The following is a 21,332-nucleotide window of genomic DNA, read 5'->3' as shown; positions in this document are numbered from 1 at the left end:
CTCCTAAGCTCGCGGATGTGTGTTCATATACGTTTTCCGTAAATGTTCTTTCGTAATATGCGTATACACTTGAGTCGTAGATAAATGACTGTGGCCAAGTAATTCTTGTACCGTTCTCATATCTGCGCCATTGGAGAGAAGATGTGTCGCGAAGGAGTGGCGGATCATATGAGGATAGATCTTCCCTCGAATGGACGCATCTTCCATCATCGCATTTAGAACATGACGGACTCCCCTGTCCGTTATCGGATCACCTCGTAAATTGACAAATAGTGATTGGTGACTTTTTTTCTTCATTAAGATAGGACGACTTTTTTCCATATAAGATTCAAGGGCTTCCTGCGCAAAGCTGCCAAACGGTACATAGCGCTCTTTTCTACCTTTCCCCATTACTTTAACGATACCTAGAAAATTATCGATATCGCCCAATTCAATGGAGGTCAACTCACTCACCCGTATGCCGGTAGCGTAAAGCAGTTCAAGAAGAGCATGATTACGTAATGATTTCGGATCTTCACCTGAACACGTCTCAAAGAGCGACTTCAATTCTTCCTCATAAAAAAAAGCAGGAAGCCGCTGTTCCTTCTTTGGATGATGCAATAATCGGAATGCATTATCATTTATCCCGAATCGAGCATTGCCAAACTTATAAAGTGAACGAATGGATGAAATTTTCCTTGAGATTGTCTTTCTCGCTAAGCCTTTGTCATATAATGATGTTATATACAATCTTGCCTCAGGATATTCCACGTCATTCAAATGAGTAATCCCTTCTTGAATTAAAAAGGAGAAGAATTCTTGAAGATCATTACGATACTCCGTAACTGTCCGGGATGAATAGTTCTTTTCCAGGCGTATATAGGATATGTATTCGTCAAGCACAGCCTCCGGATCAATTTGTTTCAAGTGCTTCACCCCCATAATGAATCACTCTATCAATTATAACAAAATTACAACATGTTTGAATAGTGGTTATTTTTTCTATTTTGCATCCACTTGCGATTGATTGAATAAAAGGACTAATTCGGAAATTCTAAAGTCATCCACGATTCACTATAACTTATAATATCTTTCTACCGCAACAGTTACGACTTAAGATGTCAGACCTCTTTGCACGTAATGGACACATATTGTTCAATTTTATTTCGCGAGCAATAAAAAGCTGCACGAGACGGATGGGTGTCCGCCTTGTACAGCGTTTTTTTATACACGAACTGCAGATTGAAACTGCTTTACCTCATGCATCGCACGCTTAGCATGCCTCTCTCAACGTTGGCCTTGACTATCTTTATTCCTGTGCATCCTCTTTGTAATCACATTCGGTACATTGTATTTGTACACCTTTTTTCGACCTTTTTTCAACTAATGTGCTTTGACATTTCGGACACGGCCTTGCAATCGGTTTATCCCACGATACATATTCACATTCAGGATATCTGTCGCAGCCGTAGAAGATTCTCTTCGTTTTGCTCTTCCTCTCAACGACTTGCCCTTCTTTACATGAAGGACATGTGACTCCGATCGGTTTGATGATCGCTTTCGTATTTCTGCAGTCAGGGAAATTCGAACAGGCCATGAATTTACCGTAACGACCCATTTTGAATACCATCGGCGAACCACATTTTTCGCAATCTTCGCCAGCAGGCTCATCTTTTATTTCAATTTTTTCCATCTCTTCATCAGCAACTTTGACGTGTTTCTCGAATTCTTTATAAAATTCATCGATTACTTGCTTCCATTCGATTTCTCCGTCTTCAACCCCATCAAGATTCTTCTCCATTTCAGCAGTGAACTCAATATTGATAATATCTGGGAAGTATTGGGTTACTGCTTGATGGACGATTTCCCCAAGCTCAGTCGGTACGAACCGTTTGGCATCCAAAGTGACGTACCCCCGCTTTTGAATCGTATCGAGTGTAGGTGCATACGTCGACGGTCGGCCGATTCCAAGCTCCTCAAGCGTCTTTACAAGACGAGCTTCCGAATACCTCGGAGGCGGCTGCGTGAAGTGTTGCTTCGGATCGATTTCTTTCCCTTTCACTCTCTCTCCTTTTTCAAGTGGAGGAAGAATACGGTCCTTCTCCTCTTCCTGATCATCTTCCCCTTCAATATAAACTTTCATGAAACCAGGAAATTTCACTTCGGAGCCGGTCGCCCTGAATTTAACCTCACCGTTCATCAAATCTGCAGTGACTGTGTCCAACACCGCAGGAGCCATTTGACTCGCTACAAATCGTTCCCATATCAATTTATAAAGCCTATGCTGGTCACGAGATAAGAACGCTTTCATCGCTTCAGGTGGCCTCATGACAGATGTCGGTCTAACTGCTTCATGCGCATCTTGTGTGTTCGCGGATTCCTTTGTCTTTGCCTTTGTCGTTGCGACGAACTCCTTACCATACATCTTTTCGATAAAGGATACTGCTTCACCTTTCGCAGTTTCTGAAATACGCGTAGAGTCCGTTCTCATGTAGGTTATGAGACCGACGATACCTTCTTTGCCGATGTTGATTCCTTCGTATAGCTGCTGTGCAAGCATCATTGTTTTTCGTGCTCTGAAATTCAATTTTCTTGCCGCTTCCTGTTGCAATGAAGACGTTGTAAAAGGAAGCGCAGGATTCCGTTTCCTTTCCTTTTTGACGAGATTCACAATTTCAAATTCATCGCCTGACATTTTGGAAAGAATTTCATCAACCTGCTGTTTGTTTTCAAGCTTTATTTTCTTCGAACCATCGCCATAGAAGGAAGCCTCGAATGTTTTTCCGTTTTTACTGAACTGCCCGACGATGCTCCAGTATTCTTCAGGAACGAATGCCTTGATCTCATTCTCGCGGTCGATGATCAATCGTAAAGCGACGGATTGCACCCGTCCGGCTGACAATCCCTTCTTCACCTTTTTCCAAAGGATGGGGCTAATATTATAGCCTACAAGTCTATCCAATATCCTTCTAGCCTGTTGAGCATCCACCCGATTCATATCGATAGGTCTCGGACTTTTGAAAGACTCCTTGATGGCATCCTTTGTAATTTCATTGAAAACGACTCGACAATCCGAAGCGATATCAATCCCCAATTGATGTGCCAAATGCCATGCAATTGCCTCCCCTTCCCTATCGGGGTCAGCCGCGAGGAAGACTTTCTTCGCTTTTTTAGCATCTTTTTTCAATTCTTGAAGTATAGGTCCTTTTCCACGTATCGTAATGTATTTAGGTTCATAATTATTTTCAGTGTCCACACCCATCTGACTGCGAGGTAAATCTCGTAAATGCCCGATGGATGCCCGAACTTTATACTTCTTCCCTAAATAACGTTCAATTGTTTTCGCCTTAGCTGGCGACTCAACAATTACTAAGTAATCTGCCATTTTTCATGTTCCTCCTCATAGAGGTTCCCTTTTCTACACCCGATAGGCTTCGTCATTTATTGTTGCCCATTCCAATTACCGGACATCCGGATGTAAAGGAATATCTGTTGCAAAATGTATAACAGATTTGAATTAAAATCAACCATTTCAATTAAAAGCATGTTTTTCACATTAGGCAAACTAGTAGTTTTCAAACGCCTGAAAGCCACTCCAGATAGGCTTTGCGCCTTGTTCAATCAATTTATTAGGCCCAAGTGATAAAGACGATGTAATCGGCCCGGGAACCGCGTAAATGGCCTTTCCATGCTCAAGCGCATGATCCACAGTACTCATCGTACCACTTTTCTCTTCTGATTCTGTAATTATGACAGATTCCGACAAGCCGCTAATAATCCTGTTACGCATCGGAAATGTCCATTTCGCAGGGCGCATATAGGGAGGATATTCTGTTAGCAGCAAGTGCTTCTCAGCAATTTTTCCCGCAAGGCCCTTATTTTCCGACGGATATAAGTGGAATAGCCCATGTCCAAGGACAGCAATCGTTTTACCGCCAAAACGAATGGCTGATTCATGCGCCATCGTATCTGCCCCTTTTGCAAGTCCGGAAACAATTACGGCACCATTATCGACAAGTGGTGGGACAATGAATGAAAGCGTTTTCCGCGAGTAGTCAGTCGCTTTCCGCGAGCCGATGATTGCCACTTTCATTTGCGCATCTAATATTGCTCGATCACCTTTTACGTAGAGAACTGTTGGAGGGTCAATTAGCCATTTCAATGATGTCGGGTAGGCCGGGTGTGTGATTGGAATAGGAATGATTTTCTCTTGATGATAAAGATGGGGAAAAGGGGTCAGCTCATGCCGTTTCAACTGTTCATTGAGCTGGACTGCCTTTAACTTGGGGATTTGCAACGCATTCACAAGGTCATCGGTACGATAATCGAATAATTCTTGAAGATTGGGGTCGATCTTCAATACTTCAGCAATTTTGTTGAATGGAGCGGGATAACAATAGTGCAAGGCAAGCAGCCTTCGATCTACTTCTGTCAGTTCCACGTCATTCCTCCTTCATTTTGGTATATGTAAAAGTACAGCATGCAGTTTTACCCGCATGCCGTACAGTTCAGTTAATGTGTTTTACATTTTTCGTAAAGACCTTTTTCTTTAAGGACTTTAATCAGTGTTTCACCGATGACAGACGGCGTGTCCGCCACTTCGATACCTGCAGCGTTCATTGCTTTGATCTTTTCTGCCGCAGTTCCTTTACCGCCGGAAATGATAGCGCCAGCGTGGCCCATGCGTTTTCCTGGAGGTGCAGTTTGACCACCGATGAAGCCGACAACAGGTTTCGTCATATTCGCTTTCACCCATTCAGCAGCTTCCTCTTCAGCTGTACCGCCAATTTCGCCGATCATGACGACCGCATATGTTTCAGGGTCTTCATTGAATTCTTTAAGTACATCGATGAAGTTTGTTCCATTGACAGGGTCTCCGCCGATGCCAACAGCAGTCGTTTGTCCGATGCCTGCTTGGCTCAGTTGGTGAGTTGCTTCGTACGTCAATGTGCCAGAGCGAGAGACAACGCCGACATGGCCTTTCGTATGGATGTAACCCGGCATGATACCGATTTTACACTCATCTGCCGTAATGACGCCTGGGCAGTTTGGACCGACTAGGCGAGTCTTTTTGCCTTCCATATAACGTTTTACTTTGATCATATCAATGACCGGAATATGTTCAGTGATGCAGATTGTCATATCCAATTCAGCGTCAACCGCTTCAAGAATCGCATCTGCTGCAAAAGGAGCCGGTACATAGATGACAGATACGTTAGCGCCAGTCGCTTTCACTGCTTCTTCAACCGTGTTGAAAACCGGAACGCCTTCAACTTCCGTTCCGCCTTTTCCTGGAGTTACTCCGCCTACGATTTTAGTCCCATACTCAAGCATTTGTTTCGTATGGAAAAGAGCTGTAGAACCTGTGATACCTTGAACAATTACTTTTGTATCTTTATTAATATAAATAGCCATCGTTTGTCCCTGCCTTTCTTAGCCTACGAGTTCAACAATCTTTTGTGCACCGTCTGCCATTGTATCTGCAGCGATGATATTCAAACCTGATTCGTTCAATAAAGCTTTCCCTTTGTCGACATTTGTACCTTCTAGTCGTACAACAAGTGGAACTTCAAGCCCGACTTCTTTCGCAGCAGCGATAACACCTTCCGCGATAACGTCGCATTTCATGATGCCTCCAAAGATATTGACGAAAATACCTTTGACTGCTTTGTCGGAGAGGATGATTTTGAAAGCTTCAGTAACTTTTTCAGCAGTCGCGCCGCCACCAACGTCAAGGAAGTTTGCAGGTGATCCGCCGTAGTAATTGATTGTATCCATCGTAGCCATTGCAAGACCTGCACCGTTTACCATGCAACCAATGTTGCCATCAAGAGATATGTAGCTAAGGTCATACTTGGAAGCTTCGATTTCTTTCGGATCTTCCTCATCGAAATCACGTAATTCCACGATGTCTTTATGACGATACAAAGCGTTGTCATCAAAGTTGAATTTCGCATCCAATGCCATAACATTGTCGTCTCCTGTTACGACGAGTGGGTTGATTTCAACGATTGATGCATCTTTTTCTACAAAAACTTGATAGAGTCCTAACATGAATTTTGCAGCTTTGTTCACTAGATGAGTAGGAATGTTCATATTAAAAGCCATACGGCGAGCTTGGAAGCCTGTCAGTCCAACGACCGGATCGATCACTTCTTTGAAAATCTTTTCAGGTGTCTCTTCAGCGACTTCCTCGATGTCCATTCCACCTTCTTCAGATCCCATAAGCGTTACACGGTCCGTAGCGCGGTCGACGACAAGTCCGATGTAATATTCTTTTTTAATGTCGGATCCTTCTTCGATCAGAAGTCGTTTCACTTCTTTTCCTTCAGGACCAGTTTGATGGGTTACAAGAGTTTTGCCAAGAAGTTCTTTTGCATACTCGCGCACCTCGTCAATATTTTTAGCGATTTTAACACCGCCCGCTTTTCCACGCCCGCCTGCATGGATTTGCGCCTTGACGACGATAACGTCTGTTCCGAGTTCTTTTGCCACTTTTACAGCTTCGTCAGGTGAGAAAGCTACCCGACCGTTTGAAACAGCAACGCCATAATCTCTGAGCAGCTGCTTCCCTTGATATTCATGGATATTCATCTTACATCCTCCAATCAAACTTGTAGCTCATAATTTAGTGCCGTATCCATTGTAGTAAAGATGTCAATTATTGTCCACAATTGTTATTGCTATTGAGATATTTTTGACACAATTCATCATTTATTGCTATTAATCTTCTTCGATCCATGTTCCCGATCCACATGATAAATGTATGCAAATACCTCAGCGACTGCTTGATAGAGCGGTTCCGGGATGGTCTCATCGACGTCAAGTTGACCTAGCAATTCGACTAGAGTCGAATCTTCCTGAATCGGCACATCATGCTCTTTCGCCTTGTCTAAAATATTTTCCGCAATCTTCCCTTTTCCTTTTGCAACTACTTTTGGTGCATCCCCGGCAGTCGGGTCATATGATAGCGCAATCGCTTCCTTCCGTTTATGCTTCTGTTCTGTCATATCCGAAAGTCAACTCCCCGATGATCCGTCAATAGCTCATTCCGCCTTTTCGATTCATTTTTTTCTTCTTCAAACTGTTTAAATGTGACTCCAGATAGTCTATAATTCACCGATTCAAGACCTGTTCTTAACTTCTCTTGCAATTTATTCCCTATTGTCCTTAATTCGATTTGATCATTAAAAATTGTAACAGTGACAACTCGATTTTGGACTTGCATATCAATTACGGTTTTTTGAATCGATTCCAATTCCAAATAGAATAAGATCCTGGCAAAATCGGCGTCAATTTTGCCGTCATCTTTCTTCCTTCCGTTCCAGTGAATTGTTGCATCGATCTTTTTCCCGAGAAATTCAAGCGGTAACTGCATGACGATCTGCTGGTTCAATCCTGATTCGCCCGACTGTATGAATGTGCCGTTCATTCGGGCAATTACTGCCTCCGTCGCCTCACGCAATGCAGGTGAAATGGTGCTGTCCTGCAACAGGGCCACCAATTGTGGTTTCAGCATTTCCATTGTATTGCCAATGTCCACGTTCCTATTTAACATTCCTGCTTCATAATTGAATCCAAGCGATTTGAAGAGGGCTTGCATTGCATCTTTTATAACCTTGCCGTCAACGGCGAGCTCAACTGCGGATTGAGCACCTTGAATCAATTCTTTTGCGAGCGGCAAAGGCGATTGCTCCATCGTGCGGTACAATTCGGGCATTTTTGTTTGGACACTCTCCGGAATCAATAGCCTTGTAATACTTGCGGAATCTTCCATACGGAATGGCGTGGATTGAATATGTTCCGCTACTGCTCGCATAACCGTTTTACTTATCGGTTCACTTGCAGGAGCACTACTCATTTCAGATGGTCGATTAGTTTTCATTTCCTCAAATAAGCCGATCAGCTGCACTTTAAGAGACTGTTGCAGTACAGGGTCATTTTGAATCATATTTCTAAGTTGGCCTGCCTCTGACGCCCGTTCTGTCATAAGTGAATCAATCACAGTCTGTAAATTGGCAAGTGTGGCATTCGGTGGCATGATCCCTGAATTCTTCAGCAGCTGCAATACTTGAAAACGTTCCTCCCGGGGGGCGTCATCGTTAAGCAGTTTTAGCATCGCACCACTTACCAATGCTCTTTCCGCTGCAGTAGATGTTATCCTCCCCGCCTCTCCTAACGTTGCCAATAATGATTCCTTCCGCTGAGCTTGAATCCCTGTCTCTTCGACGACCGCAGTTTTAAAAGTACTTAATAATTTGTGTAGACCTTCTTTTATCTCCACACCTAACACTGAATTGAAATTGACTGTATTCAATGGTAGTTTCACTTCTACCAATTTCTGAATGGCGTTCATCGCTTCGTTTTGTACAGATGGTTGCACTGTTTTCATAAGCGCTTCAGCTTGCAGTAGGATATCCCTCGTAATCGGTAGTTTTTGTTTCAAAAAATGACTCAAGATACTTTGCATTTCTTGGGATTTCGGTAGTTGCAACGACTCCAACAAATTCAACAGTTGCTTGGTCGGACTCCCTGTTGCTTGCAAAGGACCTGAAACGACCCTTATTTGCAGTTCAGGAGTGACCGATTTCACTTGGAAATAGTAGGCGTCTCCCGCCTTCATAGGCACTTCCAGTTTAGCCATCAGCCTTTGCCCACCAATTTGAACTTCTGCCATTTGGCCGGGATAAAGCTGTTTAATCTGCCCATGAAACATCTGGCCTTCACGCAATGTCAAAGGTTGACTCGTTGCAGAAACTGACTGGCTATTCAACCGAGGGATGGACGGATGGTTCATACAGGATCACCTTCTTTCCAATATCGATTTGACAGGCTCAAACGTCCGTCTATGGTGTTCACAAGGTCCATGCACATGTAGGGCTTCCACATGCTCTTCTGTGCCGTAACCGGCGTTCTTTTTAAAATTGTACATCGGGAACTCTTCATGTAGTTCTTCCATCCATTGATCTCTCGTCGTTTTAGCAAGAATGGAAGCCGCAGCTATTGCAAGGCTTTGTGCGTCTCCCTTTACAATGGACTCCGTCCTGCATTCGATTTGAAGCTTCATCGCATCCGCCAAGACGATGTTCGGACGAATTTCTAGATTTCCAACGGCTGTTTCCATCGATTCCTTTGTTGCCGCATAGATGTTTATTTCATCAATTCTTTCTGCTGACTGAATATGTATTGAATAGCTTATTGCAATTTCTTTAATAATGGTCGACAAGCGGCCTCGTTCTTGTATCGAAAGTTTCTTTGAGTCATTGAGTCCGAGTAGTTGTGACGCTTCATCGGGTAAAATGACGGCGGCACAGACGACCGGTCCAGCTAAAGGTCCTCTGCCGGCTTCGTCGACGCCTGCGACGAGTGCGCCTGCGAATGGTTTATAGCTGGCGTCGAAACTAATTTTATCTTGGAGCATTTGCTCCAATTGCAGCTTCTTTTCATAATTGCGATACCATCTTTGCAGTTCTGATTTGACGCCGGAACGATGATCCTCTTCGAGGGTTTTCATCCACGGTTCGGGGTCGGAAGTTTGTTGCAGCAGTTTGGAAATTTCTTTGATTGTCTTCATTTTTTTCACCTACTAGTATGTATAACACCGAATAATGGGTTTCTTTTTATATCGGATGTTTTTTCGAAATTATGATTGTTCGTCAATAAGAAAAGGCCGATCGCTACGGATTTATTCCGTAACGGTATCGACCTGTTTTGATAAATCGGACGTAAAATCGAATGTCAGCTTGCCGAGCAGCTCGTTGCGGATGTCTTGAATAATCAATTCAGCCACTTTGTCATAATCGATTTCGCCGCCTTGTGTATACGCCTTTCGGGACTCACCGATCACATCAAATACCTTTTGGATATCCTCGCCTACAGTCGTTATGCCATAACGCTTTTCAAGCCTGTCCGGATAATGCTCCTCCAAAAAGCGGAGTCCGTAAACCGCCAAGCTTTCCATGTTAACGATTGTGTCTTTAATTGCACCTGTCAACGCAAGCTTATACCCGACTGCTTGGTCTTCAAATTTCGGCCAAAGAATCCCCGGTGTATCGAGTAATTCCAGTTCCTTTTCGAATTTGATCCATTGCTGCGCTTTTGTGACGCCTGGTTTATTGCCTGTTTTTGCGATATTTTTTTTGGCCAACCTGTTGATTAATGTCGACTTCCCCACATTCGGAATTCCAACAATCATGGCGCGGATAGCCCCCGGTCGTATGCCTCTTTTTTTCAAGCGTTCGATTTTCGGAGCCAATATTTCCTTCGCTGCCTTCGTTACGGTCTGCAGCCCTTTCCCTTCAAAGGAATTTATGGCAACAGCCCGAATCCCTTCCGATTCAAAATGTTTGATCCAACGCTCCGTCTCTTTCTCATCCGCTAGATCCATTTTATTTAATATGAGTAATCTCGGTTTTTGCTGAATTACTTCATCAATCATCGGATTTCGCGAAGAAAGGGGCAACCGGGCGTCAATCAATTCAAATACAATATCGACAAGCTTCAATTGTTCCGTCACTTCACGTCTTGCTTTTGCCATATGGCCCGGAAACCATTGAATGGTCATTACTGTGATCCCCTTTCCTTATTCCACCATACCGAAATCTTTGATCGGCCAGAAAACAAATTTTGTACTTCCTATGATTTCATCAATCGGCACTGCTCCGATATGTCTGGAATCTTTACTTTTTCGACGATTGTCACCCATAACGAAGACATGGCCCTCAGGGACAGTCTGCGTCTGAATTTTCTCTTCAAGCGTGAAATCCTCAGTCAATGTTCCTTCGGTAAGTTCGGCCTTATATTGATCAAGATATGGTTCGTCATATGGTTGATCGTTAATGTATAAGATATCATCCCGGTATTCCACTTTATCGCCCGGAAGACCGATGACTCTTTTGATATAATCCTTCTTTTCAGGTGCATGGAAGACGACGATGTCGAATCGATCAGGCTTTCCAATTGTGTAGCCGATTTTATTGACAATCATTTTGTCACCATGTTCGAGGGTAGGCATCATGGAGATACCATCCACGACAATCGGCGTGAATAAAAATATGCGGATTATGGCCGCCAATCCAAACGCAATTAATAGCGCTTTGATCCATTCCCATGTTTCATTTTTTTTCTTCTCTTCAGTCATCACAAAGCCTCCCGACAAATCACTACTATCCTTATTGTACAGTTTATTCATTTTCGAGGCAAAAAGAAAGGAGACCAACTTATCTGGTCTCCTTTCTTTTGAATAGGAAACAGTGGAGAAGGTAATCTCCACTGTTTGAATTTTATCGGATTTCTTTGATACGTGCAGCTTTTCCGCGCAGGCTGCGAAGGTAGTACAATTTCGCACGGCGTACTTTACCGCGACGAGTAACTTCAAGTTTAGCGATTTTCGGTGTGTGTACAGGGAATGTACGTTCAACACCTACACCGTTGGAGATTTTACGGACTGTGAATGTTTCACTGATTCCGCCTCCACGACGCTTGATGACAACACCTTCGAACAACTGGATACGCTCACGCGTGCCCTCAACGATTTTCACGTGCAAGCGGACAGTGTCCCCAGGACGGAAATCAGGATGATCTGTACGAAGTTGGTCTTTTGTTACTTCTGCAATAATGTTTTGCATGTTTTTCTCTCCTTATCCACAGATGCTCTTGCACTATTTGCCTTTGCAGCGGAACACCAGTCAGTATGCACTTCCTATGGAAGCACATAGTAGATAGTATCATAAATGCATGGCATGTGCAAGTCTGAAAAGTTTATTTCCGCTTTAGGCGGACGCTTTCCGCGGGCGAGCGCTGAGCCGCTTCGTCGTTACGCTGCGCTTCACTCCTGCAGGGTCTCAGCTGTCTCGCTTTCCCGCAGGAGTCGCCGCCTTCCGCTTCAATCAACAGTACTTCCTAACAATCAATTATTACTTAACAATCAACACAATTTATTTATTCTCTTCTTCAATAAGCTGTTTCAATACTTTGCGTTGATGGTCGGTTAATGGAGCGTTGTCCAATAGATCTCTTCTTCGCTTGAATGTGCGTTTTAGTGATTGCTCTTGGCGCCATTTTTCGATTTCGGCATGGTTTCCTGATAACAGGACATCGGGAACTTTCATGCCCCTGAAATCCGCTGGTCTTGTATATTGAGGGTGCTCGAGAAGACCTGTCGAGTATGAGTCATGGACCGGAGAATCGGTATTCCCTAAAACATTCGGCAATAACCTGACGACGCTATCGATGATCGCCATAGACGCGATTTCTCCGCCTGTCAAAACGAAGTCGCCGAGTGAGATTTCATCCGTTACAAGATGCTCCCGGATTCGTTCATCATAGCCTTCGTAATGACCGCAGAGGAAAACAAGATGTTCTTCTTTGGCAAGTTCCTCGGCCTTTTGCTGATTGAATGTTGCGCCTTGAGGGCACATAAGGATGACACGTGGCTTCTTCGACTCCTCGAGGGCGAGCGATTCGACTGCTGCAAAGAGCGGTTCAGGCTTCAACACCATCCCTGCGCCCCCTCCGTATGGATAGTCGTCCACTTTATGATGTTTGTTGCCGGAGAAGTCTCTAAAATCGGTCACTTTGAATGAAACAGCGCCGTTTTCTTGTGCCTTTTTCAAGATGGAAGAGTGCAGCACACCTTCAAACATTTCGGGAAACAGGGAGAGGACATCTATCTTCATCATGAAAGTAGCCCTTCCATCGGCTCGATAATAATTTGTTTCTTGTCAATATCGATTTCTTTGACGACATCGTGGATATATGGGATATAATGAGGTTTTCCCGTTTTAGGGGTCACAGTCCATACATCATTGGCCCCTGTCGCTAGTATATCCGTCACTTCGCCGATTTCTTCGCCACCATCTGTAATGACAGTGCAACCAATTATTTCATGGTAGTAGAATTCGTCTTCATCCAATTCTCCAAGCTGTTTTTCAGATACTTTTAATATGCCATCCCTGTATTTTTCCACATCATTAATATTAATATGGCCTTCGAACGTAAGAAGGTCGAAGTTTTTGTGGCGACGATGACTTGAGACAATCAGTTTGATCGGCTTTTTTTCATTCGGCATGAATAATGAAAGTTCACTGCCGACAGCATACCGTTCATCCGGAAAATCGGTACGCGAGATAACACGCACCTCACCGTGTATTCCGTGTGTGTTGACAATTTTTCCGACGTTGAACCATTGCATACAATACACCTTCCTTTTCATTAGGGACATGGATATAGATGCACTTCTATAAGTAGACAAAAAAGGAAGGAACATGAGCTCCCTCCTTTTTTGACTTTGTTCCGGGCAAGCTCATCGCCTGCTCCAGAATCCTGTAGTCCATGACTGATGTTAATCAGTCAACGATATCTAGGTAAACTTTCTTACCGTGGCGACTTCCTGCTGCTGAATAAACAATAGTTCGTATCGCTTTTGCGACACGCCCTTGCTTTCCGATCACTTTTCCCATATCTTCGGGATTAACGGAAAGTTTGTAAGTGACTCGATGATGTTGCTCATCTTTGTCGACCTGAACATCTCCGGGATGATCGACTAAAGGTTTGACAATCGTTTCAATCAGCTGCTGCATGTCCACCCCTCCTGATTATTTACCGAATTTAGCGTTGTGGAATTTCTCCATGATGCCTTGTTCTGAGAACAGGTTACGAACTGTATCAGAAGGTTTCGCACCGTTTTGAAGCCATTTAAGAGCCAATTCTTCGTCGATTTTTACTTCCGCAGGTTTTGTAAGCGGGTTGTACGTACCGACTGTTTCGATTTGACGGCCATCACGTGGTGAACGTGAATCTGCTACTACAATACGATAGAAAGGAGTTTTCTTTGCTCCCATACGTTTAAGACGAATTTTTACTGACATTTTTTCTTGCACCTCCGAATAGTTTCACACAAGATAGTATATTATCAAGGTTTTTCATGTTTGTAAAGTGTTTTTTCTTAACACCTTAAAATTATAAGGGATTTTTACTTTTTTGCTTTAGAATTATTGATTTTCGCTCCAGGCGGACGCTTTCCGCGGGCGGTCCGTGAGCCTCCTCGACGCAAGCGTCTGCGGGGTCTCACCTGGACACGCTTTTCCCGCAGGAGTCGCCGCCTTTCGCTACAATCAAAGTAGCTTCCAGAAATCAATATCGATACAAAACAGAATTCTCTTACCTAAATAAAGAGTCAAAACCTGGCATTTTCATTTTCTTTTTGCCCTTTTGTTGCATATTGGTCATTTGCTTGACCATTTTCTTCATCTCTTCGAATTGTTTCAAGAGGCGGTTCACTTCCTGGATCGAGGTTCCTGATCCTTTTGCAATCCGCTTACGCCTGCTAGCATTAATGATCTCAGGCGTAGTACGCTCCGCAGTGGTCATAGATTTAATGACCGCTTCGACGCGCCCCATCTGACTTTCATCGACTTGGGCATTTTCAAGTCCTTTGATTTTATTGAAGCCCGGCATCATCTTCAATATTTCATCAAGCGGCCCCATCTTTTTCACTTGCTGAAGCTGATCCAAAAAGTCATCGAGGGTGAATGTTTGAGTACGGAACTTCTGTTCAAGCTCCTTCGCCTTCTCTTCGTCGACGCTTTCCTGAGCTTTTTCGATCAACGACATGACGTCGCCCATCCCTAAAATCCGGGAGGCCATCCGCTCAGGATGGAATGGTTCCAAGGCATCCATCTTCTCTCCCATACCGACAAATTTAATCGGCTTCTGTGTAACGGAGCGGATTGATAATGCCGCACCACCACGCGTGTCGCCGTCAAGTTTTGTCAGGACGACTCCAGTTATGCCGATCGCTTCGTCAAATGACTTTGCCACATTGACGGCATCCTGTCCCGTCATCGCATCGACAACAAGGAATACTTCGTCAGGTTTGCTCAATGCTCGGATATCCTTTAATTCCTGCATGAGATTTTCATCGACATGTAAACGGCCCGCCGTGTCGATGATTACGACATCATGATGTTCTTTCTCAGCTTCCGCTAGCGCTTGTCGCGCAATTTCAACCGGAGAGACATCTGTGCCCATTGAGAAGACTGGCATCGTCAATTGTTTTCCGAGAGTTTCTAATTGTTGGATCGCTGCTGGACGGTAAACATCCGCCGCCACAAGCAGTGGCTTTTTATTATGCCGTTTTCTGAGAACTGTCGCGAGCTTTCCAGTTGTCGTTGTTTTCCCGGCCCCTTGCAAACCGACCATCATAATGACAGTTGGTGATTTCCTTGCAAATTGAATTGGGTTCTGTTCTCCGCCCATCAAATTCGTCAGTTCGTCCTTGACGATTTTTACGACTTGTTGCCCAGGTGTCAAGCTTTTCATGACGTCCTGGCCGACAGCCCGCTCGCTGACCGTTTTGACAAATTCTTTTACGACTTTCAAATTGACGTCGGCTTCGATAAGCGCAAATCGAACTTCACGCATCATCTCCTTGACGTCAGCCTCACTAATTTTACCTTTGCCCTTTATTTTCTGAAGCGTCCCTTGCAGGCGCTGGGCCAAACCTTCAAATGCCATGCATAGAACCCCCTATTCATGATCTTTCAATGCGTTCAACAGCATCCGTACTTCTTCGGATGCTTCATCATTGTCGAGCACAAGACGTTCAAGCTGATCGATAATCTCCATCCGTTTACGGAATTTGGAGAAAAGCTTCAGTTTGTTTTCATAGTCTTCCAGCATAGCTTCCGTTCTTCGGACATTGTCATAGACAGCTTGCCTAGACACTCCATACTCTTCAGCAATTTCGCCAAGGGATAGGTCGTCAAGGTAATAAAGCTGCATATAAACCCGCTGTTTGTCGGTCAACAATGTCTGATAGAAATCATAGAGGAAGTTGACGCGTGTCGTTTTTTCAAGCATCCACTCCGCCTCCCACTGCCAGTTTAGTACGCCCGGATCTATCTGTCAAGTAAAAATACTTGAATGCTCAAAAGGATAGAGCTGATTTTTTTTACTCCCCGGCTTCCTTCTCCAATCCTTCTGCAAAAAGTCCGTATACATATTTCTCAGGATCAAAAGGTTGAAGATCGTCCATGCCCTCGCCGAGACCGACGAATTTCACAGGGATTTTGAGTTTGTTGCGGATCGCTAAAACAATGCCTCCTTTGGCCGTTCCGTCAAGCTTCGTAAGAACGATTCCAGTCACATTTGTCGCCTCTTTGAACGTATGCGCCTGAACTAATGCATTTTGACCAGTCGTCGCATCGAGCGCAAGTAATACTTCATGCGGAGCTCCTTCAATTTCCTTACCGATTACACGGTGTACTTTCTCAAGCTCATTCATCAAGTTAACTTTGTTTTGCAATCTGCCGGCTGTATCGCAGATCAATACATCGACTTTTCGGTTTTTCGCTGCGCGAACTGCATCATACATCACAGCGGCCGGATCAGATCCTTCCGATTGCTTAATTACTTCGACACCTACCCGTTCGCCCCAAACGACAAGCTGGTCGATTGCTCCTGCACGGAACGTATCCCCCGCTGCAAGCATGACTGTTTTCCCTTCCGCTTTCAGGCGGGCTGCAAGCTTACCGATCGTAGTCGTTTTACCTACACCGTTTACTCCTACCATCAAAATGACAGTTAAGTCATCTTGCATGTTTAAATCGATATCGAGCTCTTCGCCATCCTTATATATTTCCACAAGCTTTTCTGAAATAAGCGATTGGATGCCTTCAGTATTTTTAATGTTTTTCCTTTGAACTTCCCATTTCAATTGATCGACAAGTTCCATAACCGTTTCGACGCCGACGTCTGCCTGCAACAACAATTCTTCAAGTTCTTCAAAAAATTCCTCGTCGACTTCACGGAAACGAGCAACTAGATCATTCACTTTTGACGTGAATGAATTCCGGGTCTTCGAAAGACCATCCTTGAATTTCTCAGTTACCGCTTCATTTGTTCCCGTGATCTTCTCTTTCAGCTTCTTAAAAAAAGACAATCCGACTCTCTCCTTTTTTCTATTACTGTCTATCTTAGCTCAGCACTTCAGCAGGAACTTCAGAAAGCTTTACCGAAATCAGCTTCGACACTCCAGATTCCTGCATTGTAATTCCATAAAGGACATCTGCCCCTTCCATCGTCCCTTTTCGGTGGGTGATGACGATAAATTGGGTATTGTCCGAGAACTTCTTCAAGTACTTACTGTACCGGATGACGTTCGCTTCGTCGAGCGCCGCCTCGACTTCGTCCAAAATGCAAAACGGGACAGGACGCACTTCGATGATTGCAAACAACAAAGTAATAGCTGTCAGTGCCCTTTCACCACCTGAGAGTAGACTCAAGTTTTGCAGCTTTTTCCCAGGAGGCCTTGCAACGATTTCAACTCCTGTTTCCAGTAAGTTGTCAGGGTCGGTTAAGATCAGATCCGCATCCCCGCCACCAAACATTTCTTTGAAAACGGAATGGAACCGATTCCGAACCGCATTGAATGTAGTTCCGAAACGCATTTCCATTTCACGATCCATTTCGGACATCGCTTCGTTCAGCGTGTTTTTCGCTTCGAGTAAATCGTTCCGCTGTTCCGTTAAAAACGCATGGCGCTCTGCGACTTCCTTGAACTCCTCGATAGCGCTCGGATTGACTGAACCGAGTGATTCGATATCGCTTTTCAATTGCTCGACCCGATTTCTAGTAGCATCTACATCAAAATCATAGTTCGAATCAAAATCAGGGTAGAGGCCATATTCATCCAATAATCGATTTGTAATGGACTCGTATTTCACTTCAAGACGTGAAACCGCTACATTTATTTCATTTAAAGAAGAGACGGCCTTCCCTTCTTCGAGGCGAAGAGATTTTAAGATCTCTTCCTGCTTCTCTAGCGCGTCCGCAATTTGAATACGACTGCCTCGTTCCTCAGATAATGATTGTTCAATCTTCGACTTTTCCGCCACCGAGCGTTCGATTTGGGCCGCAATTTCTTCCGGAGTTAGTTCGATGCCCATTTCACGCTCGACGTATAATTCCCGATCAGATTGTAAGGCAGCCATTTTCTCCTCGAGTTGACGTAGTGATAGCTCCATTTCCGCAATCGTTGACTGTTGATGTCCTTTTTGTTCACGAAGTATCGCAGCCTGCTCTCTGAGCGCGCTATTTTTCGACATTAACGCTGCTTCTTCGTTCCGCCGATCTGCAGCCAACCGTTCGAGTGTTTCAATTTCTTTTTGGGTTGATTCCAACGAAGATTTTATTGATTCATGTCGACTTAGCAATGTCTCTTTCTTGTTTTGCAGTTCAGCACCGACACTTTCAGAACCGGCAATCCCTTTTTCGGCTAAAGAAATCTCCGATTCGACCGTTCTGATTTCAATGTCCAGTTCCCGTACGACCGAGTCGACATTAATCAATTCCTCTTGAATGCTATCTCGTAGCTGCCGATATTTTTCTGTGTCATGCATATGCTGAGCGACTGACATTTTTGATTCACTAATTTTACCGGATGCTTTTTCCATAGAGTTTGACATTTTGGAAAGTTGTGCGCTAAGCGTCTCCAATTCTGCTTTTCTTGAAAATACTGTTGATTGGCCTTTCGCACCTCCACCAGTAAGAGAACCGCCAGCATTGACGACATCTCCATCGAGCGTTACGATTCGGAATTTATATCCTAACATTTTGGCAATGGTAGATGCTCCGGCTAACGTTTTAGCAACGACCGTCATTCCAAGTAGATTTTCCGTAATGTGCGAAAAGGCGGAATCTGTCTTCACAAGTAGATCCGCGGTTCCGATGAATTCCGGATGTTGTTCCACGATGCGGAGTGACGCCACTGGAAGTTTCCTAGATTTTATGACGTCACGAGGTAAAAACGTCGCTCGACCGGCATTTTTCTGTTTTAAATAACCGATTGCATTTCGCGCTTCCATTTCTGTCGATGTAACGATATGTTGCATCGCCCCACCTAGAGCGGTTTCAATTGCCTTTATATAAGGATCCTCAACTGTGATGAGTTCTGCTACTGCGCCATCGACACCACGTACTCTTCCTTCTTTCGCTGCAATAAGTACGGCTCTGACACCTGAGTAGAATCCAGAGAAGTCCTCCTCCAAACTTTGAAGCACTCTCAGTCTTCCTTGCATTTCTGACTGTTTGTTCATTGCGTTTTGCATGAATTGCTGCTGGATTCTCAGTTCTTCTTCCGCTTCACGAAAAAGTTTTTCTGACTGCTTGAAAGCCACTTCTGCTTTTTCTTTTTTCTCTCGCATAGATGAGAGTTCAGTCGAATGGACAGACCTAGTTCCTTTCAACTCTTGAAGCTTGTTTTTCAAGAAGGAAGTTCGCTCTGAAATGCGGACAGTGGATGTCTTTTCTCCTTGCATCCGCTCATCGATATGCTTTAAGTCATTGCGAATAGTCGCTTCTTCGTTCAACATTTCGATATAGGATGACTTCAGTTCATCAATCTCCGCTTCGGTCTCTTTCGCCGACCTCTTCAATATATGGGCAATTTCATTCATTTCTGAAGTGATTTTTTCCAAGGAGGATTCTGTTATGGCCAATTTCTCTTTTGCAGCAGCCAATTTGACGGTAAGACCTTCTTTATCCTTATGAGACAAAGCCAATTCTTGCTCGATGCGATTGATTTGTTGCTCTGAATTCTTTTGTTTCTCTAATGATAATAGGCGGCGACCTTCCCACTTTTCAGCTTCCGCACTAATTTCCACCAATTGCTTTTGAAGCATCTCAATCTTTCGGTCGATTTCCGCCAATTGCGTTTTATACATGTTCGATTGTTGTTCGGCTTTCGTAATGTCTGCGACCAACTGCTCTCGTTTCAACCGTTTTTCCTCAAGCAGTCTAGTTTTCGCAATAATTTCTTCACGTAACTTTGCACCGTCATAATTCAAGAGTCGGACATCTGCTTCACGAATTTCTGTCGATAACAACTGATGTCTTTCCGCAGCTTCTGCGTTTTTTTCGAGTGGTCCAATCCTCGTGTCCAGTTCTTTCAAAATATCAAGGACGCGATCTAAATTGTCCTCGGTTTCAAAAAGCTTATGCTCCGCTTTCCTCTTACGCGTTTTATATTTCAATACTCCTGCGGCTTCATCAAAGATACTTCTACGATCCTCTGGTCTGCTATTCAAGATTTCGTCTACACGACCTTGAGAAATGATTGAAAAGGCTTCCTTCCCTAATCCTGAATCCATGAAGACATCATTGATATCCTTCAATCGGCATTGTTGCCCGTTCAATAAGTAATTACTTTCACCAGAGCGGAAGACACGGCGGCTTACGCTGATTTCTGTGTAATCTAACGGAAAAAGCCCATTCGTATTATCGAGAATCAATGTCACTTCCGCATAATTGAGCGGCTTGCGGGAATCACTTCCTGCAAAAATGACATCTTCCATCTTTGCACCACGAAGAGATTTAGCCGATTGTTCACCGAGCACCCAACGGATCGCATCGGTAATATTACTTTTTCCACTGCCATTCGGTCCTACGATGGCTGTCACGCCGGGGACGAAATCTATGCCGATCCGTTCGGCAAATGATTTGAACCCGATAATTTCTACTCTTTTCAGAAACACAATCAGTTCTCCCCTTCGGCCTCATTACCTTTTAATACTTGGATGGCTTGACGGGCCGCTTCCTGCTCGGCTTCTTTTTTCGACCTACCGATTCCGGTCCCTAATTCACGATTTTCCAACCTAACGACGGTGACAAACTTTTTCGCATGCGCAGGACCTTTTTCTTCGACGATTTCATAATTCAGGTTGCCGCTGTTCGATTGCTGCACAATTTCCTGTAAGCGGCTCTTATAATCCATCACATGCGAAAAAGCACCGTCCCCAATTTTAGGGAATACAATTTTTTCAAGGAATCGGGTAACCGGTTCCATACCTTGATCCAAAAATAGAGCTCCAATATACGCCTCAAAAACGTCCGCAAGCAATGCCGGGCGCAATCTGCCGCCAGTCTGTTCTTCACCTTTACCAAGCAAAATGAATTCACCGAATTGAAGTTCGTTCGAAAATTTAACGAGTGACGGCTCACAAACGATAGCAGCCCGTAATTTCGTCAACTCTCCTTCACTCATATTGGGTTCAGTCGCATAAAGGTAGCGTGATACACCAAGCTCCAAAACGGCATCTCCAAGGAATTCGAGTCGTTCGTTATCCGTAAAATTCTTACGGCGGTGTTCATTGACATAGGACGAATGAGTGAATGCATTATAAAGAAGCGATACATCGTTAAAATGGATGTCGAGACGTTTTTGGAGGTCTTCGAACTTTTTCCGAACTTCACTAGGAAGAGGGACTGTTGGGTATTTACTTTTTACATTCCGTTTATTTGTCATCAAGAATCTGCCTTTCACATCATAGTCCATTTAATTTTACATGGTTATA

Annotated in this window: 20 protein-coding genes; all 20 read right to left on the bottom strand. The window is 44.1% G+C overall.

What is annotated here, in order from left to right; genetic code table 11:
• Positions 1-3 precede the first annotated feature (3 nt).
• Entirely contained in the window at positions 4-921 is a 918-nt protein-coding gene (gene xerC, locus MHZ92_RS01870; protein ID WP_370644570.1) for a tyrosine recombinase XerC, read from the bottom strand.
• Between the two features lie 367 nt (positions 922-1,288).
• A complete protein-coding gene (gene topA, locus MHZ92_RS01865) occupies positions 1,289-3,364 on the bottom strand; it encodes a type I DNA topoisomerase (RefSeq protein WP_239429784.1) in 2,076 nt (691 codons plus the stop codon).
• A gap of 180 nt (positions 3,365-3,544) precedes the next feature.
• Positions 3,545-4,420, bottom strand: a complete 876-nt coding sequence (gene dprA / locus MHZ92_RS01860) for a DNA-processing protein DprA (protein WP_239429783.1) — start codon at positions 4,418-4,420, stop codon at positions 3,545-3,547.
• A gap of 71 nt (positions 4,421-4,491) precedes the next feature.
• Complete coding sequence (gene sucD, locus MHZ92_RS01855) at positions 4,492-5,394, bottom strand: succinate--CoA ligase subunit alpha (protein ID WP_239429782.1); 903 nt, start codon at positions 5,392-5,394, stop codon at positions 4,492-4,494.
• Positions 5,395-5,412: 18 nt separating this feature from the next.
• A complete protein-coding gene (gene sucC / locus MHZ92_RS01850) occupies positions 5,413-6,573 on the bottom strand; it encodes an ADP-forming succinate--CoA ligase subunit beta (protein WP_239429781.1) in 1,161 nt (386 codons plus the stop codon).
• 116 nt (positions 6,574-6,689) lie between these two features.
• Positions 6,690-6,989, bottom strand: a complete 300-nt coding sequence (locus tag MHZ92_RS01845) for an EscU/YscU/HrcU family type III secretion system export apparatus switch protein (RefSeq protein WP_239429780.1) — start codon at positions 6,987-6,989, stop codon at positions 6,690-6,692.
• A complete protein-coding gene (locus MHZ92_RS01840) occupies positions 6,986-8,752 on the bottom strand; it encodes a hypothetical protein (RefSeq protein ID WP_239429779.1) in 1,767 nt (588 codons plus the stop codon). Before MHZ92_RS01840 ends, MHZ92_RS01845 begins: the two co-directional genes overlap by 4 nt.
• A 30-nt stretch (positions 8,753-8,782) precedes the next feature.
• On the bottom strand, positions 8,783-9,553 hold the full coding sequence (locus tag MHZ92_RS01835) for a ribonuclease HII (RefSeq protein ID WP_239429778.1): 771 nt from the start codon (positions 9,551-9,553) through the stop codon (positions 8,783-8,785).
• Between the two features lie 111 nt (positions 9,554-9,664).
• Complete coding sequence (gene ylqF, locus MHZ92_RS01830) at positions 9,665-10,543, bottom strand: ribosome biogenesis GTPase YlqF (RefSeq protein WP_239429777.1); 879 nt, start codon at positions 10,541-10,543, stop codon at positions 9,665-9,667.
• Positions 10,544-10,561: 18 nt separating this feature from the next.
• Positions 10,562-11,119: a signal peptidase I gene (gene lepB / locus MHZ92_RS01825; RefSeq protein ID WP_239429776.1), complete on the bottom strand. Its 558-nt coding sequence runs from the start codon at positions 11,117-11,119 to the stop codon at positions 10,562-10,564.
• 142 nt (positions 11,120-11,261) lie between these two features.
• Positions 11,262-11,606: a 50S ribosomal protein L19 gene (rplS, locus tag MHZ92_RS01820; RefSeq protein WP_239429775.1), complete on the bottom strand. Its 345-nt coding sequence runs from the start codon at positions 11,604-11,606 to the stop codon at positions 11,262-11,264.
• A 309-nt stretch (positions 11,607-11,915) separates the two neighbouring features.
• A complete protein-coding gene (gene trmD / locus MHZ92_RS01815) occupies positions 11,916-12,656 on the bottom strand; it encodes a tRNA (guanosine(37)-N1)-methyltransferase TrmD (RefSeq protein WP_239430071.1) in 741 nt (246 codons plus the stop codon).
• Positions 12,656-13,171, bottom strand: a complete 516-nt coding sequence (gene rimM / locus MHZ92_RS01810; RefSeq protein WP_239430070.1) for a ribosome maturation factor RimM — start codon at positions 13,169-13,171, stop codon at positions 12,656-12,658. Before rimM ends, trmD begins: the two co-directional genes overlap by 1 nt.
• A 154-nt stretch (positions 13,172-13,325) precedes the next feature.
• Positions 13,326-13,559 carry a KH domain-containing protein gene (locus tag MHZ92_RS01805; protein ID WP_239429774.1) on the bottom strand — a complete coding sequence of 78 codons (234 nt, stop codon included), beginning with the start codon at positions 13,557-13,559 and terminating at the stop codon, positions 13,326-13,328.
• 15 nt (positions 13,560-13,574) lie between these two features.
• Positions 13,575-13,847 carry a 30S ribosomal protein S16 gene (rpsP, locus tag MHZ92_RS01800; protein ID WP_239429773.1) on the bottom strand — a complete coding sequence of 91 codons (273 nt, stop codon included), beginning with the start codon at positions 13,845-13,847 and terminating at the stop codon, positions 13,575-13,577.
• 292 nt (positions 13,848-14,139) lie between these two features.
• Entirely contained in the window at positions 14,140-15,495 is a 1,356-nt protein-coding gene (ffh, locus tag MHZ92_RS01795; RefSeq protein WP_239429772.1) for a signal recognition particle protein, read from the bottom strand.
• A 12-nt stretch (positions 15,496-15,507) separates the two neighbouring features.
• Positions 15,508-15,840 carry a putative DNA-binding protein gene (locus MHZ92_RS01790; protein ID WP_239429771.1) on the bottom strand — a complete coding sequence of 111 codons (333 nt, stop codon included), beginning with the start codon at positions 15,838-15,840 and terminating at the stop codon, positions 15,508-15,510.
• 91 nt (positions 15,841-15,931) lie between these two features.
• Positions 15,932-16,921 (bottom strand): signal recognition particle-docking protein FtsY, encoded by a 990-nt coding sequence (gene ftsY, locus MHZ92_RS01785; RefSeq protein ID WP_239429770.1) that lies wholly within the window; start codon positions 16,919-16,921, stop codon positions 15,932-15,934.
• Between the two features lie 34 nt (positions 16,922-16,955).
• Positions 16,956-20,513, bottom strand: a complete 3,558-nt coding sequence (gene smc / locus MHZ92_RS01780) for a chromosome segregation protein SMC (protein ID WP_239429769.1) — start codon at positions 20,511-20,513, stop codon at positions 16,956-16,958.
• 2 nt (positions 20,514-20,515) lie between these two features.
• Positions 20,516-21,283 carry a ribonuclease III gene (gene rnc, locus MHZ92_RS01775; protein WP_239430069.1) on the bottom strand — a complete coding sequence of 256 codons (768 nt, stop codon included), beginning with the start codon at positions 21,281-21,283 and terminating at the stop codon, positions 20,516-20,518.
• Positions 21,284-21,332 lie beyond the last annotated feature (49 nt).

Origin of the sequence: Sporosarcina sp. ACRSL, assembly GCF_022346605.1 — a bacterium.
Classification (GTDB): Bacteria; Bacillota; Bacilli; order Bacillales_A; family Planococcaceae; genus Sporosarcina.
The sequence above is the reverse complement of the archived record's forward strand: the minus strand, read 5'-3'. Positions and strand labels throughout refer to the sequence as shown.

Coding starts and splice junctions, on each gene's coding strand:
- xerC (WP_370644570.1), bottom strand. CDS start 921: ATGGGGGTGAAGCACTTGAAACAAATTGATCCGGAGGCTGTGCTTGAC.
- topA (WP_239429784.1), bottom strand. CDS start 3,364: ATGGCAGATTACTTAGTAATTGTTGAGTCGCCAGCTAAGGCGAAAACA.
- sucD (WP_239429782.1), bottom strand. CDS start 5,394: ATGGCTATTTATATTAATAAAGATACAAAAGTAATTGTTCAAGGTATC.
- sucC (WP_239429781.1), bottom strand. CDS start 6,573: ATGAATATCCATGAATATCAAGGGAAGCAGCTGCTCAGAGATTATGGC.
- MHZ92_RS01845 (WP_239429780.1), bottom strand. CDS start 6,989: ATGACAGAACAGAAGCATAAACGGAAGGAAGCGATTGCGCTATCATAT.
- MHZ92_RS01835 (WP_239429778.1), bottom strand. CDS start 9,553: ATGAAGACAATCAAAGAAATTTCCAAACTGCTGCAACAAACTTCCGAC.
- ylqF (WP_239429777.1), bottom strand. CDS start 10,543: ATGACCATTCAATGGTTTCCGGGCCATATGGCAAAAGCAAGACGTGAA.
- lepB (WP_239429776.1), bottom strand. CDS start 11,119: ATGACTGAAGAGAAGAAAAAAAATGAAACATGGGAATGGATCAAAGCG.
- rplS (WP_239429775.1), bottom strand. CDS start 11,606: ATGCAAAACATTATTGCAGAAGTAACAAAAGACCAACTTCGTACAGAT.
- trmD (WP_239430071.1), bottom strand. CDS start 12,656: ATGAAGATAGATGTCCTCTCCCTGTTTCCCGAAATGTTTGAAGGTGTG.
- rimM (WP_239430070.1), bottom strand. CDS start 13,171: ATGCAATGGTTCAACGTCGGAAAAATTGTCAACACACACGGAATACAC.
- MHZ92_RS01805 (WP_239429774.1), bottom strand. CDS start 13,559: ATGCAGCAGCTGATTGAAACGATTGTCAAACCTTTAGTCGATCATCCC.
- rpsP (WP_239429773.1), bottom strand. CDS start 13,847: ATGTCAGTAAAAATTCGTCTTAAACGTATGGGAGCAAAGAAAACTCCT.
- ffh (WP_239429772.1), bottom strand. CDS start 15,495: ATGGCATTTGAAGGTTTGGCCCAGCGCCTGCAAGGGACGCTTCAGAAA.
- MHZ92_RS01790 (WP_239429771.1), bottom strand. CDS start 15,840: ATGCTTGAAAAAACGACACGCGTCAACTTCCTCTATGATTTCTATCAG.
- rnc (WP_239430069.1), bottom strand. CDS start 21,283: ATGACAAATAAACGGAATGTAAAAAGTAAATACCCAACAGTCCCTCTT.